This window comes from Pseudomonas sp. FBCC-B545 (assembly GCF_059134095.1).
Genome location: NZ_CP101441.1, coordinates 624117 through 640449, shown reverse-complemented (window position 1 = coordinate 640449; position 16333 = coordinate 624117). Strand labels below are relative to the sequence as shown.

Genomic DNA, 16333 nt, shown 5'->3' with positions numbered 1-16333 from the left:
ACTGAATCAGCCTTGTTTTTTGGATACAGTTTCAGCGATGTGCGCCGGAGCTGTGTTGTATTTTTTGAATTCCATAGAGTAGCTTGCGCGACCCTGAGACATGGAGCGAACGTCGGTCGCATAACCGAACATCTCACCCAACGGAACCTCAGCGCGAATCACTTTGCCGGAAACCGTGTCTTCCATACCCAAGATCATGCCGCGACGACGGTTAAGGTCGCCCATGACATCACCCATATAGTCTTCAGGTGTAACAACTTCTACCGCCATGATTGGCTCAAGCAACTCACCACCGCCCTTCTGGGCCAGTTGCTTGGTTGCCATGGAGGCAGCCACCTTAAACGCCATCTCGTTGGAGTCGACGTCGTGGTAAGAACCGTCAAAAACGGTTGCTTTCAGGCCGATCAGCGGATAGCCGGCAACAACACCGTTCTTCATCTGCTCTTCGATACCCTTCTGGATAGCAGGGATGTATTCCTTAGGAACAACACCACCTACTACTTCGTTCACGAATTGCAGACCTTCCTGACCTTCGTCAGCAGGGGCAAAACGGATCCAGCAGTGACCGAACTGACCACGACCGCCGGACTGACGAACGAACTTGCCTTCGATTTCACAGTTCTTCGTGATGCGCTCACGATAGGAAACCTGAGGCTTACCGATGTTGGCTTCGACGTTGAACTCACGGCGCATCCGGTCAACCAGGATGTCCAGGTGAAGCTCGCCCATGCCCGAGATGATCGTTTGACCAGTCTCTTCATCAGTCTTGACGCGGAAAGATGGATCTTCCTGAGCAAGCTTGCCCAGAGCGATACCCATTTTTTCCTGGTCATCCTTGGTCTTAGGCTCTACGGCAACCGAAATAACCGGCTCCGGGAAGTCCATGCGAACCAGGATGATTGGCTTGTCAGCGTTGCACAAGGTTTCACCAGTGGTGACGTCCTTCATGCCGATCAAGGCCGCGATGTCACCAGCGCGTACTTCCTTGATCTCTTCGCGGGCGTTTGCGTGCATTTGCACCATACGACCCACGCGCTCTTTCTTGCCTTTAACCGAGTTGATCACGCCGTCGCCGGAGTTCAACACGCCCGAGTAAACGCGGACGAAGGTCAAGGTACCCACGAATGGGTCAGTGGCAATTTTAAATGCCAGAGCGGAGAACGGTTCTGCGTCGTCTGCATGACGCTCCAGCTCGATGGTCTCGTCATCCGGGTCAGTACCCTTGATGGCAGGAATATCGATTGGTGCAGGCAGGTAGTCGATCACAGCATCGAGAACCAGGGGAACACCCTTGTTCTTGAACGAGGAGCCGCAAACAGCCAGGACGATTTCACCAGCGATAGTACGCTGACGCAGAGCGGCCTTGATTTCCACGTTGGTGAGCTCTTCACCTTCGAGGTACTTGTTCATCAGCTCTTCATTGGCTTCGGCCGCAGCCTCAACCATGTTGTTGCGCCATTCGTCAGCCAGTTCCTGCAGCTCGGCAGGGATAGGCTTGCGAACAGGGACCATACCCTTGTCGGCATCGTTCCAGTAGACAGCTTCCATGGTCAGCAGATCGATCTGCCCCTGGAAGTTATCTTCGGAACCGATAGCCAACTGGATTGGCACCGGAGTGTGACCCAAGCGCTGCTTGATCTGACCGATCACGCGCAGGAAGTTCGCACCGGCACGGTCCATCTTGTTTACGTAAACAAGGCGTGGAACGCCGTATTTGTTGGCTTGACGCCATACGGTTTCCGACTGCGGCTCAACACCCGAAGTACCGCAGAACACAACGACAGCGCCGTCGAGTACGCGCAGGGAACGCTCAACTTCAATAGTGAAGTCTACGTGGCCCGGGGTATCGATTACGTTGAAGCGGTGCTCATCCTTGTACTGCTTCTCGGAACCTTTCCAGAAGGCGGTAATAGCAGCAGAAGTAATGGTAATACCACGCTCCTGCTCCTGAACCATCCAGTCTGTGGTCGCGGCGCCATCATGCACCTCGCCCATCTTGTGACTTTTGCCGGTGTAAAACAGTACGCGCTCGGTGGTGGTGGTTTTACCAGCATCCACGTGAGCAACGATACCGATGTTACGGTAGCGGCTAATCGGAGTAGTACGAGCCATAAAGCCCTCGCAAAATTAGTGAAGCTAAAATTAGAAGCGGTAGTGCGAGAAAGCTTTGTTAGCTTCAGCCATACGGTGCACGTCTTCACGCTTCTTAACAGCAGCACCTTTACCTTCAGCAGCGTCCAACAATTCGCCGGCCAAACGCAGAGCCATAGACTTCTCGCCGCGCTTACGGGCGAAGTCTACCAACCAGCGCATTGCCAGAGCGTTACGACGGGACGGGCGAACTTCAACCGGAACCTGGTAAGTAGCACCGCCTACACGGCGCGACTTCACTTCGACCAGCGGAGCGATGGCGTCGAGAGCTTTCTCGAAGATTTCCAGGGGGTCGCTGTTCTTGCGTTCTTTAACCTTTTCCAGCGCGCCATAAACGATACGCTCGGCAACGGCTTTCTTGCCGCTTTCCATCACGTGGTTCATGAACTTGGCCAGGATTTGGCTTCCGTATTTTGGATCGTCAAGCACTTCGCGCTTGGCTGCTACGCGTCTTCTTGGCATGGATAAGCCCTCAAACGGTCTTCAGGTTCGCTCGGAATCGGTGCCCTTTCGGGACGCCTCCGACCTTACTCTTATCGACTCAGAAAATAAGATGATTCAGGTTTACAAAAAGCCGCTACTACTTAGGCTTTTTAGTACCGTACTTCGAACGACCCTGGTTACGACCTTTAACGCCGGAAGTATCCAAGGAGCCGCGTACGGTGTGGTAACGAACACCTGGCAAGTCTTTTACACGACCGCCGCGGATCAGTACCACGCTGTGCTCTTGCAGGTTGTGGCCTTCACCGCCGATGTACGAGGAAACCTCGAAACCATTGGTCAGACGCACACGGCATACTTTACGCAGTGCCGAGTTAGGTTTTTTCGGCGTGGTGGTATACACACGAGTGCATACGCCACGACGTTGCGGGCAGTTCTGCAGCGCAGGCACGTCGGATTTCTCGACGATACGCTTACGCGGCTGACGTACCAGCTGGTTGATAGTTGCCATCTACTAGCTCCACTGTTGTCTTGCGACGCTATTGTCTTGCAAGAAAAGCAAAATGGCAGGAACGAATTCCCGCCAAATTTAGGGGTACAAGAGTCTAAAGAGGATCTTGTCCCCAGTCAAGGCAAGGCCCCGACCTCCCCTCTCGTCGAACCAGGGCAAAAATGCCTCGATCCGACGAATGGGACTGCCAGGGCCCAGACTTATCTACTGCAGAACTCAGTTACCGCTTGAGTTCAGCGCTTCGGTCAGTGCAGCTTCCACTTCACTGGCGCTTACGCGCAACGGCTTGTCAGCATCACGGCGACGCTTGCGCTCGCTGTGGTAAGCCAAACCGGTACCGGCTGGGATCAGACGACCCACAACCACGTTTTCTTTCAGGCCACGCAGGTAATCGCGCTTGCCGGTTACCGCTGCTTCGGTCAGTACGCGAGTGGTCTCCTGGAAGGAGGCCGCCGAGATGAACGACTCAGTGGACAACGACGCCTTGGTGATACCCAGCAGCACGCGAGTGAACTTGGAAACGAATTTCTCTTCGTTCGCCAGGCGCTCGTTTTCTACCAGTACGTGAGTCAGTTCCATCTGGTCGCCCTTGATGAAACTGGAATCGCCGGATTCAGCGATTTCAACTTTACGCAGCATCTGACGCAGGATGGTCTCGATGTGCTTGTCGTTGATCTTCACGCCCTGCAGACGGTAAACGTCCTGGATCTCGTTGACGATGTACTTGGCCAGCGCACTCACACCCAGCAGACGCAGGATGTCGTGTGGATCGCTCGGGCCGTCGGAGATAACTTCGCCGCGGTTTACCTGTTCGCCTTCGAAGACGTTCAGGTGACGCCACTTCGGAATCAGCTCTTCATACGGATCGCTACCGTCGTTCGGGGTAATGACCAGACGGCGCTTGCCCTTGGTCTCTTTACCGAACGCGATGGTGCCGCTGACTTCAGCCAGAATCGACGCTTCTTTCGGACGACGAGCTTCGAACAAGTCAGCAACACGCGGCAGACCACCGGTGATGTCACGAGTCTTCGAAGTTTCTTGCGGGATACGCGCGATAACATCACCGATCGCGATCTTCGCACCATCCGCCACACCGACCAGGGCGTTGGCTGGCAGGAAGTACTGAGCGATTACGTCAGTGCCTGGCAGCAACAGATCCTTGCCGTTGTCGTCGACCATCTTCACGGCAGGACGGATGTCTTTACCGGCAGCTGGACGATCTTTGGCGTCGAGTACTTCAATGTTGGTCATACCGGTCAATTCGTCAGTCTGACGCTTGATCGTGATGCCTTCTTCCATGCCCACGTAGGTCACGGTACCTTTCATTTCGGTAACGATTGGGTGAGTGTGCGGATCCCACTTGGCCACGATTGCGCCAGCGTCGACCTTGTCACCTTCTTTAACCGAAATCACAGCACCGTACGGCAGCTTATAACGCTCGCGCTCACGACCGTAGTCATCAGCGATTGCCAGCTCACCGGAACGGGAAACAGCAACGAGGTGGCCATCCACTCGCTCAACGTGTTTCAGGTTGTGCAGACGGACGGTACCGCCATTCTTCACCTGAACGCTGTCGGCTGCGGAGGTCCGGCTTGCCGCACCACCAATGTGGAACGTACGCATGGTCAGCTGAGTACCCGGCTCACCGATGGATTGGGCAGCGATAACGCCGACCGCTTCACCGATGTTCACCTGGTGACCACGAGCCAAGTCACGGCCGTAGCACTTGGCGCAGATGCCGTAGCGGGTTTCGCAACTGATCGGCGAGCGAACGATCACTTCGTCGATGCTGTTGAGTTCGATGAACTCGACCCACTTTTCATCTACCAGAGTGCCGGCAGGAACGATAACTTCCTCAGTACCTGGCCTGAACACGTCACGGGCAATCACACGACCCAATACGCGCTCACCCAGCGGTTCTACAACGTCACCGCCTTCAATGTGCGGAGTCATCAGCAGGCCATGCTCGGTGCCGCAATCGATCTCGGTTACAACCAGATCTTGTGCAACGTCTACCAGACGACGTGTCAGGTAACCGGAGTTAGCGGTTTTCAACGCGGTATCCGCAAGACCCTTACGAGCACCGTGAGTGGAGATGAAGTACTGAAGTACGCTCAAACCTTCACGGAAGTTCGCGGTAATCGGCGTTTCGATGATGGAACCGTCCGGCTTGGCCATCAGGCCACGCATACCGGCGAGCTGACGGATCTGCGCAGCAGAACCCCGTGCGCCCGAGTCGGCCATCATGTACATCGAGTTGAAAGATTCCTGGTCGACTTCGTCGCCGTGACGGTCGATGACTTTCTCTTTCGAGAGGTTGGCCATCATCGCCTTGGAAACTTCGTCGTTGGCCTTGGACCAAAGGTCGATCACTTTGTTGTACTTCTCGCCCTGGGTTACCAGGCCGGAGGCGTACTGGCTCTCGATCTCTTTCACTTCGTCAGTGGCGGCACTGATGATGCGAGCTTTTTCATCCGGAATAACGAAGTCGTTAACGCCGATGGAAACGCCGGAAATAGTCGAGTAAGCGAAACCTGTGTACATCAACTGGTCAGCGAAGATCACGGTCTCTTTCAAACCAACCACGCGGTAGCACTGGTTGATCAGCTTGGAGATCGCCTTTTTCTTCATTGGCAGGTTGACGACGTCGTACGACAGACCTTTTGGCACAACCTGGTACAACAGCGCACGGCCGACAGTGGTGTCGACGATACGGGTGTTGCTCACGCTGCCGCCGTCACGGTCGTTGACGGTTTCGTTGATCCGCACCTTGACCTTGGCATGCAGTGCGGCTTCGCCGGCACGGAACACACGGTCAACTTCCTGCAGGTCAGCGAACACACGACCTTCGCCCTTGGCGTTGATCGCTTCACGGGTCATGTAGTACAGACCCAATACAACGTCCTGCGACGGAACGATGATTGGCTCACCGTTGGCTGGCGACAGAATGTTGTTGGTCGACATCATCAACGCACGCGCTTCCAACTGGGCTTCCAGTGTCAGCGGTACGTGCACGGCCATTTGGTCGCCGTCGAAGTCGGCGTTGTACGCAGCACAGACCAGCGGGTGCAGCTGAATCGCCTTACCTTCGATCAGTACTGGTTCAAACGCCTGGATACCCAGACGGTGAAGGGTCGGTGCACGGTTGAGGAGAACCGGGTGTTCGCGGATCACCTCGGCGAGAACGTCCCAAACCTCTGGCAGTTCGCGCTCGACCATTTTCTTGGCCGCTTTGATGGTGGTCGCGAGACCGCGCATTTCCAGCTTGCCGAAGATGAATGGCTTGAACAGCTCAAGTGCCATCTTCTTGGGCAGACCGCACTGGTGCAGACGCAGGGTCGGGCCTACGGTAATTACCGAACGACCGGAGTAGTCAACGCGCTTACCGAGCAAGTTCTGACGGAAACGACCTTGCTTACCCTTGATCATGTCAGCCAGGGATTTCAAAGGACGCTTGTTGGAACCGGTGATAGCGCGACCACGACGACCGTTGTCGAGCAAGGCATCGACCGCTTCTTGCAACATACGCTTTTCGTTGCGCACGATGATGTCCGGAGCGGACAGATCAAGCAGGCGCTTCAAGCGGTTGTTACGGTTGATCACGCGGCGGTACAGGTCGTTAAGGTCGGACGTCGCGAAACGACCACCGTCCAACGGCACCAGCGGACGCAGGTCTGGCGGCAAAACCGGCAGAACGGTCAGTACCATCCACTCTGGCAAGTTGCCGGAACCCTGGAAGGCTTCCATCAACTTCAGGCGCTTGGACAGTTTCTTGATCTTGGTTTCGGAGTTGGTTTGCGGAATTTCTTCGCGCAGACGACCAATCTCGTGCTCCAGGTCGATAGCGTGCAGCAGCTCGCGGACAGCTTCGGCACCCATGCGGGCATCGAAATCGTCACCGAATTCTTCCAGCGCCTCGAAGTACTGCTCATCGTTCAGCAGCTGGCCCTTTTCAAGGGTGGTCATGCCTGGATCGATAACGACATAGCTCTCGAAGTAGAGAACGCGTTCGATATCACGCAGGGTCATGTCCATCAGCAAGCCGATACGGGACGGCAGTGATTTCAGGAACCAGATGTGGGCAACTGGCGAAGCCAGTTCGATGTGCGCCATGCGCTCACGACGAACCTTGGCCAGTGCAACTTCAACGCCGCACTTCTCGCAGATCACACCACGGTGCTTCAAGCGCTTGTACTTACCGCACAGGCACTCGTAATCCTTTACCGGGCCAAAGATCTTGGCGCAGAACAGGCCGTCACGTTCAGGTTTGAACGTACGGTAGTTGATGGTTTCCGGCTTTTTAACTTCACCGAACGACCACGAACGGATCATCTCAGGCGATGCCAACCCAATACGGATGGCGTCGAACTCTTCGACTTGACCCTGGTTTTTCAGCAAATTCAGTAGGTCTTTCAAGGCCTTTCCTCCTGGCGGAGCAGAGAGCGGGCCAAACGGCTCCGCTCTCGATTCGCGTCACGTGTTATTCGGTTTCCAGATCGATATCGATGCCGAGGGAACGAATTTCTTTGATCAACACGTTGAAGGACTCGGGCATGCCCGGCTCCATACGGTGATCGCCGTCCACGATGTTTTTGTACATCTTGGTACGACCGTTCACATCGTCCGACTTCACTGTGAGCATTTCTTGCAGAGTGTATGCAGCACCGTATGCTTCCAGTGCCCAAACCTCCATCTCCCCGAAACGCTGACCACCGAACTGAGCCTTACCACCCAGCGGCTGCTGGGTAACCAGGCTGTACGAACCAGTAGAACGAGCGTGCATCTTGTCGTCTACCAAGTGGTTCAGCTTCAGCATGTACATGTAGCCAACAGTAACCGGACGCTCGAACTTGTTGCCGGTACGGCCGTCGAACAGCTGCATCTGGCCGCTTTCTGGCAAGTCTGCCAGCTTGAGCATGGCCTTGATTTCGCTTTCCTTGGCACCGTCGAACACCGGGGTAGCCATTGGAACGCCGCCGCGCAGGTTCTTCGCCAGGTCCAGGATTTCCTGGTCGGAGAAGGTATCCAGCTCTTCGTTGCGACCGCCGATCTCGTTGTAGATCTCGTGCAGGAACTTACGCAGGTCTGCGACCTTGCGCTGCTCTTCGATCATGCGGTTGATCTTTTCGCCCAGACCTTTGGCCGCGAGGCCCAGGTGGGTTTCAAGGATCTGACCAACGTTCATACGCGAAGGTACGCCCAACGGGTTGAGGACGACGTCGACCGGGGTGCCATTGGCATCGTGCGGCATGTCTTCAACCGGCATGATCACGGAGACCACACCTTTGTTACCGTGACGACCGGCCATCTTGTCGCCCGGCTGGATGCGGCGACGGATTGCCAGGTAAACCTTGACGATTTTCAGCACGCCTGGAGCCAGGTCATCGCCCTGCTGCAGTTTGCGCTTCTTGTCTTCGAACTTGTCGTCCAGCAGACGACGACGATCAACGATATAGGCCTGAGCCTTCTCGAGCTGCTCGTTCAGAGCATCTTCAGCCATGCGCAGTTTGAACCACTGGCCATGCTCAAGACCGTCGAGGATTTCGTCGGTGATGTCCTGACCTTTCTTCAGACCTGCGCCGCCTTCAGCCTTGTGGCCTACCAGAGCGGAACGCAGACGTTCGAAGGTCGCGCCTTCAACGATACGGAACTCTTCGTTCAGGTCCTTGCGGATCTCGTCGAGCTGGGTCTTCTCGATGGACAGTGCACGAGCATCACGCTCAACGCCGTCGCGGGTGAAGACCTGTACGTCGATGACAGTACCTTTGGTACCGGTAGGTACACGCAGGGAGGTGTCTTTAACGTCGCTGGCTTTTTCACCGAAGATGGCACGCAGCAGTTTTTCTTCCGGAGTCAGCTGGGTCTCGCCTTTCGGAGTGACTTTACCGACCAGGATGTCGCCTGCGCCAACTTCAGCACCTACATAAACGATACCGGCTTCGTCCAGCTTGTTCAGTGCGGCTTCACCCACGTTAGGGATGTCCGCAGTGATTTCCTCTGGCCCAAGCTTGGTGTCACGTGCCACACAGGTCAGTTCCTGAATGTGGATCGTGGTGAAACGGTCTTCCTGAACAACGCGCTCCGACAGACAGATGGAGTCTTCGAAGTTGTAGCCGTTCCAGGCCATGAACGCGATACGCATGTTCTGACCCAGTGCCAGCTCACCCATGTCGGTGGACGGGCCATCGGCCATGATGTCGCTACGCTGAACGCGATCACCCTTACGCACCAGCGGACGCTGGTTAATGCAGGTGTTCTGGTTAGAACGGGTGTACTTGGTCAGGTTGTAGATGTCGACACCAGCTTCACCGGTTTCAACTTCGTCATCGGCAACACGAACCACGATACGGCTGGCATCAACAGAGTCGATCACGCCACCACGACGAGCCACGACGCAAACGCCGGAGTCACGGGCTACGTTGCGCTCCATGCCGGTACCTACCAGCGGCTTGTCGGCACGCAGGGTCGGTACAGCTTGACGCTGCATGTTGGAACCCATCAACGCACGGTTGGCGTCATCGTGTTCCAGGAACGGGATCAGCGACGCTGCAACCGAAACTACCTGCTTCGGCGAAACGTCCATCAAGGTGACGTCTTCCGGCGCCTTGACGGTGAACTCGTTCAAGTGACGAACAGCTACCAGTTCGTCGATCAGGACTTTCTTGTCGTTCATCGTGGCCGAAGCCTGAGCGATCACATGATCAGCTTCTTCGATAGCGGACAGGAATACGATCTCGTCGGTGACCAGACCCTCTTTCACCACACGGTACGGGCTCTCAAGGAAGCCGTACTGGTTGGTGCGCGCATAAGCGGCCAAGGAGTTGATCAGACCGATGTTCGGACCTTCCGGCGTTTCGATCGGGCAAACACGACCGTAGTGCGTCGGGTGTACGTCACGAACTTCGAAGCCTGCGCGCTCACGGGTCAGACCGCCCGGGCCCAGTGCAGAGACACGGCGCTTGTGGGTGATCTCGGAGAGCGGGTTGTTCTGGTCCATGAACTGCGAGAGCTGGCTGGAACCGAAGAACTCTTTCACCGCCGCAGCCACTGGCTTGGCGTTGATCAGGTCTTGCGGCATCAGGCCTTCGCTTTCTGCCATCGACAGACGCTCTTTGACCGCACGCTCAACACGTACCAGGCCAACGCGGAACTGGTTCTCGGCCATTTCGCCAACGCAGCGAACACGACGGTTACCCAGGTGGTCGATGTCATCGACGATGCCTTTGCCGTTACGGATGTCGACCAGGGTCTTCAAGACCGCAACGATGTCTTCCTTGCACAGCACACCCGAACCTTCGATCTCGGTACGACCGATACGACGGTTGAACTTCATCCGGCCGACCGCAGACAGGTCATAGCGCTCAGGGCTGAAGAACAGGTTGTTGAACAGGGTTTCGGCAGCGTCTTTGGTTGGTGGCTCGCCAGGACGCATCATGCGATAGATCTCGACCAGCGCTTCCAATTGGTTGCTGGTGGAGTCGATCTTCAGTGTGTCGGAGATGAACGGACCGCAGTCGATGTCGTTGGTGTACAGGGTCTCGATGCGAACAACCTGGGCCTTGGCGATTTTAGCCAGGATCTCGGTGTTCAGCTCGGTGTTGCACTCGGCCAGGATTTCGCCTGTGGCCGGATGAACGATGACCTTGGCGGTAGTACGGCCCAGGACATAGTCCAGAGGTACTTCCAGCTCCTTGATACCGGCTTTTTCGATCTGATTGATGTGGCGCGCAGTGATACGACGGCCAGCCTCAACGATGACCTTGCCTTTTTCATCCTGGATATCCAGGACAGCAATTTCACCACGCAGACGCGAAGCGATGAGCTCCAGCTTGAGGGTTTCATCCTTCAGGCTGAATACGTTGGTGGTGTAGAAAGCGTCCAGCACTTGCTCGGTGGTATAGCCGAGCGCACGCAGCAGTACCGAGGCCGGCAGCTTGCGACGACGGTCGATACGCACGAACACGCAGTCTTTCGGATCGAACTCGAAGTCCAACCACGAACCGCGGTACGGAATGATCCGCGCGGAGTACAGGAGTTTGCCGGAGCTGTGCGTCTTGCCGCGGTCGTGGTCGAAGAACACGCCCGGGGAACGGTGCAGCTGGGAAACGATTACACGCTCGGTACCGTTGATAACGAAGGTACCGTTCTCAGTCATCAATGGGATTTCGCCCATGTAGACTTCTTGCTCTTTGATGTCCTTGATCGCTTTGTTCGACGATTCTTTGTCGAAAATGATCAGGCGGACTTTTACCCGCAAAGGTACGGCGTACGTAACGCCACGCAACACGCATTCTTTGACATCAAATGCCGGTTCGCCCAGGCGATAACCGACGTACTCCAGCGCAGCATTGCCGGAGTAGCTGATGATCGGGAAAACGGATTTGAAGGCCGCATGCAGGCCCACGTCGCGGAACTGATCTTTGGTCGCTCCCGCCTGCAAGAATTCACGATACGAATCCAGCTGGATAGCCAGAAGGTACGGGACATCCATGACGTCCGGCAACTTGCTAAAGTCCTTGCGGATACGTTTTTTCTCAGTATATGAGTAAGCCATCAGCGTTCCCCAGCTTGGTCACCTGCTTGTTTGGCCCTCCCGACGGGAGCAGCCAGAAAATCTTGCAAACCCCATGGTTTGCACCACCGCATCGGGTGGCTACAGCGCGTTAATGGCGGCGACCGAGTCGACAGCCAAGAACGGAAAAAGGCCGGTGGCAAGAGCCACCAGCCATCAGCCTTCAGCTTAACGCTTGGGCTGGAGACGCAAGGTCGATGCTTACTTCAGCTCGACTTTAGCGCCTGCTTCTTCCAGAGTAGCTTTGGCTTTGTCAGCAGCGTCTTTCGACACAGCTTCCAGAACCTGGGCAGGAGCGCCGTCAACTACAGCCTTGGCTTCTTTCAAGCCCAGACCGGTCAGTTCACGTACTGCCTTGATCACGTTTACTTTCTTCTCGCCAGCTTCCAGCAGCATGACGTTGAATTCGGTTTGCTCTTCAGCAGCAACAGCAGCAACAGCTGGGCCAGCGGAAGCAGCGGCAGCGGAAACGCCGAATTTTTCTTCGAAAGCTTTGATCAGCTCAACAACCTGCAGAACCGACATTTCAGCTACGGCGTTGAGGATATCGTCTTGGGAGATAGACATTGCTGTATTTCCTGAATTGGGGGACGGCCTACGCGGCCATCGAAATAAACAAAAATACGCGAGAGAGGTTGCTCAGCCTTAGGCTGCGGCAGCTTCTTTTTGCTCGCGAACTGCAGCCAGAGTACGAGCCAGCTTGCTGGTAGCGCCTTGAATCACGCTCATCAGCTGCGAAATGGCTTCGTCGCGGGTCGGCAGTGTTGCCAGTACGTCGATTTGGTTAGCTGCGAGGAACTTGCCCTCGAACGCAGCTGCCTTGATCTCGAACTTATCCTGACTCTTGGCGAATTCCTTGAACAAACGGGCAGCAGCGCCTGGATGATCCTTGGAGAACGCAATCAGAGTCGGGCCAGTGAACACGTCGTTGAGAACACTGTATTCAGTGTCAGCAACAGCGCGCTTGAGCAGGGTGTTACGTACAACACGTACGTATACGCCAGCTTCACGAGCCTCTTTACGGAGTCCGGTCATAGCGCCTACTGTCACACCACGGGCATCAGCCACGACAGCGGACAGAGCAGCTTTGGCAGCCTCGTTGACTTCAGCGACGATGGCCTTCTTGTCTTCGAGATTAATTGCCACGGGTTTAACTCCTGCTTGTTACCGTTTCATCTGGCCGGAGCCGGATGTCGTTTTGGTGTCTGATTCGGTAAGGAACCGGGAGCACCATCTGCGTAGGCTTGTTGGTTTAAGACTTGCGTCGCCTACGGTCTTGGATAGCCCCCGCCAGGCAGGGACCCCAATCTTTCAATTGGCGCAATCGCTTGCGCCAACTTGTGTCTTATACGTCCAGCGAGCCTTGGTCGATGACCAAGCCTGGGCCCATAGTGGTGCTCAGGGTAACGCGCTTGACATAGATACCTTTCGAGGAAGCCGGCTTGATACGCTTCAGATCAGCGATCAGGGCTTCAACGTTTTCCTTCAGCTTGACGGCATCGAAGCCGACTTTGCCAACGGAGGTGTGAATGATGCCGTTTTTGTCGGTGCGATAACGAACCTGACCAGCCTTGGCGTTTTTAACCGCGGTAGCTACGTCTGGCGTTACGGTACCGACCTTAGGGTTAGGCATCAGACCACGTGGGCCGAGGATCTGACCCAACTGACCTACTACGCGCATTGCATCCGGGGAGGCAATAACTACGTCGTAGTTCAGGTCGCCGCCTTTCATTTCGGCGGCCAGGTCGTCCATGCCAACGCGATCAGCGCCAGCTGCCAGAGCAGCTTCAGCTGCCGGGCCCTGGGTGAAGACGGCAACACGTACAGTCTTGCCAGTACCGTGTGGCAGCACAGTAGCGCTACGAACGACCTGGTCAGATTTACGTGGGTCAACACCCAGGTTCACAGCAACGTCAACAGACTCGCTGAACTTGACAGTCGACAGCTCGGTCAGCAGGGCAGCAGCGTCTACAAAGTTGTAGGACTTGCCTGCTTCGATCTTGCCGGCGATAGCCTTTTGGCGCTTGGTCAGCTTAGCCATTACACACCCTCCACGTTAAGGCCCATGCTACGAGCAGAACCGGCGATGGTACGCACGGCTGCATCCATATCAGCTGCAGTCAGATCCGCGTTTTTGGTTTTCGCGATTTCTTCCAGCTGAGCACGAGTTACGGTGCCAACCTTAACGGTGTTAGGACGAGCGGAACCGCTAGTCAGACCAGCAGCCTTCTTCAACAGAACCGAAGCCGGGGTCGACTTGGTTTCGAAAGTGAAGCTACGATCGCTGTATACAGTGATGATCACAGGAGTCGGCAGACCTGGCTCAAGACCCTGAGTACGGGCGTTGAAGGCCTTGCAGAATTCCATGATGTTCACGCCGTGTTGACCCAGAGCTGGACCGACGGGTGGACTTGGGTTGGCCTGAGCGGCCTTCACTTGCAGCTTGATGTAAGCGGTAATCTTCTTGGCCATGAGGCACTCCAATTACGGGTTCAAACGCCTCGAAAGGCTCCCCGGTTACTTGCGCGTTTATCCCAGTGACGACAAAACCCCACAGCCTAAGGCTGCGGGGTTGGGATACTTGCTCAGCTAGACCTTCTCGACCTGGCTGAACTCCAACTCTACCGGAGTAGAGCGACCGAAAATGAGCACTGCCACTTGGATCCGGCTCTTTTCGTAGTTAACTTCTTCGACGGTGCCATTGAAATCAGCAAATGGGCCATCAGTCACACGAACAACCTCACCCGGCTCGAACAACGTCTTCGGCTTGGGCTTGTCGCTACCATCAGCAACGCGACGCAGAATTGCTTCCGCCTCTTTGTCGGTGATCGGAGCAGGTTTATCAGCAGTACCGCCAATGAAACCCATGACACGAGGAGTGTCCTTGACCAAGTGCCAAGTACCTTCATTCATGTCCATCTGAACCAGCACGTAGCCAGGGAAGAACTTGCGTTCGCTTTTGCGCTTCTGGCCATTGCGCATTTCAACCACTTCTTCAGTGGGGACCAGAATCTCGCCGAAGCCATCTTCCATGCCTGCAAGCTTTACGCGCTCTAGCAAAGAGCGCATAACATGCTTCTCGTAACCCGAGTAAGCATGCACAACGTACCAACGCTTAGCCACGGGACACCCTTAGCCAACAATCAAGGAAACAAGCCAGCCGAGCAGGGAATCAAGCCCCCACAACAGCAACGCCATAACCAGAACAACAGCCACGACAATCAATGTGGTCTGCGTGGTTTCTTGGCGAGTCGGCCAAACGACTTTACGTATTTCGGTGCGAGCTTCCTTTACCAGGACCGCGAAAGACTTGCCTTTGGCAGTCTGCAGGCCTACAAAGGCAGCTACAGCAGCAAGGGCGAGCAAAGCGAGCACACGGTACAGGATCGGCGAAGCAGAATAGTACTGATTGCCAACAACGCCTACGACCACCAAGGCGACTACAGCGAGCCACTTGACCAGATCGAAACGAGAGCTTTGAGCTTCAGCCTTAGGAGTCATCTATGAAGATCCTGTGAAAAGAAAGCCAGACACACCACGTGAATCTGGCAGGTCAGGAGGGAATCGAACCCCCAACCTACGGTTTTGGAGACCGTCGCTCTGCCAATTGAGCTACTGACCTAAAACAAAATCAGGCCGACCATTATGCAGGCCTGAAAAAGACTTTACAACAACCAACCCCAACAGACTTGAAATCATCCGACAACCAAAGCCAGACACAACACGAAACAAGCCGAGGCAGCTGTTAAAACAAAGGCAGATATTTTCATATCTGCCTTGTTATATGGAGCTCTTGAGCGGATTTGAACCGCTGACCTCACCCTTACCAAGGGTGTGCTCTACCAACTGAGCTACAAGAGCAAAACACCGTGCACAACCTGCAAACTTGGAGCGGGTAGCGGGAATCGAACCCGCATCATCAGCTTGGAAGGCTGAGGTTCTACCACTAAACTATACCCGCGGAGCTTGCAGCTCACGCTAAAATGGTGGAGGGGGAAGGATTCGAACCTTCGAAGTCGTAGACGTCAGATTTACAGTCTGATCCCTTTGGCCGCTCGGGAACCCCTCCTAAGCGAGCCGGCATTCTACATCACGCCGGCCTTCTGTCAAGCATTTTCTCATTAAAAATATGAGGTTAGCTGCGTTGACCTTCGCTTCGCTATGTAGCCCTTAAAGGTCTTCACTGCGAAGCGGGCGCCATTCTATGCAAACTATTCGAGAGTTGCAATGCCTTCGCACAGCATTATTTTATGTTTTAACTCATTGAATTCCTTAGCAAGGTTTTCAAACGGCAGATCATCAGCCAGGCGCCGGCTTTCAGGGGCTACACGCAACCAGTAACCCGAGGCATCAGGCGCACTCAACAATTGAACCTTGACCTTTATATCCAGGCTCGTCAGTCGCTGCTCGACAGATAGGGCTTGGCGCCGATCAGAGAAACCACCGATGTATAGACAGGTATTTTGCCCATCAGATGGCTTTATTCGATCACGCCGAGCCATCCCATCTGCAGATTCACTCAAGAGCCGAATGTCTTGCTGCGCTCCACGATAAAGACTCAAAGGCGTGACATCCTTGGCACGCAACGGAGCTTCTTGCTGATGCCAGACGTAATAGAAAGCATTGAGGACAAGTAAAAGCAAAAACAGCCAACGCAT

The 16333-nt window shown here is 55.2% G+C and carries 12 protein-coding genes and 4 tRNA genes; all 16 read right to left on the bottom strand.

All coding sequences use genetic code 11. From position 1 onward, the window contains the following. Positions 1–6: 6 nt before the first annotated feature. A complete protein-coding gene (gene fusA / locus NMB39_RS02945) occupies positions 7–2112 on the bottom strand; it encodes an elongation factor G (protein WP_043050068.1) in 2106 nt (701 codons plus the stop codon). 30 nt (positions 2113–2142) lie between these two features. After that, a complete protein-coding gene (rpsG, locus tag NMB39_RS02940) occupies positions 2143–2613 on the bottom strand; it encodes a 30S ribosomal protein S7 (protein ID WP_002555493.1) in 471 nt (156 codons plus the stop codon). Between the two features lie 118 nt (positions 2614–2731). After that, entirely contained in the window at positions 2732–3103 is a 372-nt protein-coding gene (gene rpsL, locus NMB39_RS02935; protein ID WP_002555494.1) for a 30S ribosomal protein S12, read from the bottom strand. Between the two features lie 216 nt (positions 3104–3319). Then, positions 3320–7519, bottom strand: coding sequence for a DNA-directed RNA polymerase subunit beta' (gene rpoC, locus NMB39_RS02930; RefSeq protein ID WP_367236733.1), 4200 nt, complete (start codon positions 7517–7519; stop codon positions 3320–3322). A gap of 64 nt (positions 7520–7583) precedes the next feature. Beyond that, positions 7584–11657, bottom strand: coding sequence for a DNA-directed RNA polymerase subunit beta (gene rpoB / locus NMB39_RS02925; RefSeq protein ID WP_046069767.1), 4074 nt, complete (start codon positions 11655–11657; stop codon positions 7584–7586). Positions 11658–11876: 219 nt separating this feature from the next. After that, positions 11877–12242: a 50S ribosomal protein L7/L12 gene (gene rplL / locus NMB39_RS02920; protein WP_003176432.1), complete on the bottom strand. Its 366-nt coding sequence runs from the start codon at positions 12240–12242 to the stop codon at positions 11877–11879. A gap of 78 nt (positions 12243–12320) precedes the next feature. Beyond that, positions 12321–12821, bottom strand: a complete 501-nt coding sequence (rplJ, locus tag NMB39_RS02915) for a 50S ribosomal protein L10 (protein WP_003232405.1) — start codon at positions 12819–12821, stop codon at positions 12321–12323. Between the two features lie 199 nt (positions 12822–13020). Further along, a complete protein-coding gene (gene rplA / locus NMB39_RS02910) occupies positions 13021–13716 on the bottom strand; it encodes a 50S ribosomal protein L1 (RefSeq protein WP_003176434.1) in 696 nt (231 codons plus the stop codon). Beyond that, positions 13716–14147: a 50S ribosomal protein L11 gene (rplK, locus tag NMB39_RS02905; RefSeq protein ID WP_003176435.1), complete on the bottom strand. Its 432-nt coding sequence runs from the start codon at positions 14145–14147 to the stop codon at positions 13716–13718. The genes rplA and rplK overlap by 1 nt, the downstream gene beginning before the upstream one ends. Positions 14148–14264: 117 nt before the next feature. Then, positions 14265–14798 carry a transcription termination/antitermination protein NusG gene (nusG, locus tag NMB39_RS02900; RefSeq protein ID WP_003176436.1) on the bottom strand — a complete coding sequence of 178 codons (534 nt, stop codon included), beginning with the start codon at positions 14796–14798 and terminating at the stop codon, positions 14265–14267. A 9-nt stretch (positions 14799–14807) separates the two neighbouring features. After that, complete coding sequence (gene secE, locus NMB39_RS02895) at positions 14808–15176, bottom strand: preprotein translocase subunit SecE (RefSeq protein WP_003194658.1); 369 nt, start codon at positions 15174–15176, stop codon at positions 14808–14810. Between the two features lie 45 nt (positions 15177–15221). Then, a tRNA-Trp gene (locus tag NMB39_RS02890) sits at positions 15222–15297 on the bottom strand. 163 nt (positions 15298–15460) lie between these two features. Beyond that, a tRNA-Thr gene (locus tag NMB39_RS02885) sits at positions 15461–15536 on the bottom strand. A gap of 26 nt (positions 15537–15562) precedes the next feature. Further along, positions 15563–15636, bottom strand: a tRNA-Gly gene (locus NMB39_RS02880). 23 nt (positions 15637–15659) lie between these two features. Further along, positions 15660–15744, bottom strand: a tRNA-Tyr gene (locus NMB39_RS02875). 142 nt (positions 15745–15886) lie between these two features. Then, complete coding sequence (locus NMB39_RS02870; protein WP_057025351.1) at positions 15887–16333, bottom strand: hypothetical protein; 447 nt, start codon at positions 16331–16333, stop codon at positions 15887–15889.

Excerpts from the sequence above, each read along its gene's own strand:
- fusA (WP_043050068.1), bottom strand. The coding sequence starts at position 2,112 with ATGGCTCGTACTACTCCGATTAGCCGCTACCGTAACATCGGTATCGTT.
- rpsG (WP_002555493.1), bottom strand. The coding sequence starts at position 2,613 with ATGCCAAGAAGACGCGTAGCAGCCAAGCGCGAAGTGCTTGACGATCCA.
- rpsL (WP_002555494.1), bottom strand. The coding sequence starts at position 3,103 with ATGGCAACTATCAACCAGCTGGTACGTCAGCCGCGTAAGCGTATCGTC.
- rpoB (WP_046069767.1), bottom strand. The coding sequence starts at position 11,657 with ATGGCTTACTCATATACTGAGAAAAAACGTATCCGCAAGGACTTTAGC.
- rplL (WP_003176432.1), bottom strand. The coding sequence starts at position 12,242 with ATGTCTATCTCCCAAGACGATATCCTCAACGCCGTAGCTGAAATGTCG.
- rplA (WP_003176434.1), bottom strand. The coding sequence starts at position 13,716 with ATGGCTAAGCTGACCAAGCGCCAAAAGGCTATCGCCGGCAAGATCGAA.
- rplK (WP_003176435.1), bottom strand. The coding sequence starts at position 14,147 with ATGGCCAAGAAGATTACCGCTTACATCAAGCTGCAAGTGAAGGCCGCT.
- secE (WP_003194658.1), bottom strand. The coding sequence starts at position 15,176 with ATGACTCCTAAGGCTGAAGCTCAAAGCTCTCGTTTCGATCTGGTCAAG.
- NMB39_RS02870 (WP_057025351.1), bottom strand. The coding sequence starts at position 16,333 with ATGCGTTGGCTGTTTTTGCTTTTACTTGTCCTCAATGCTTTCTATTAC.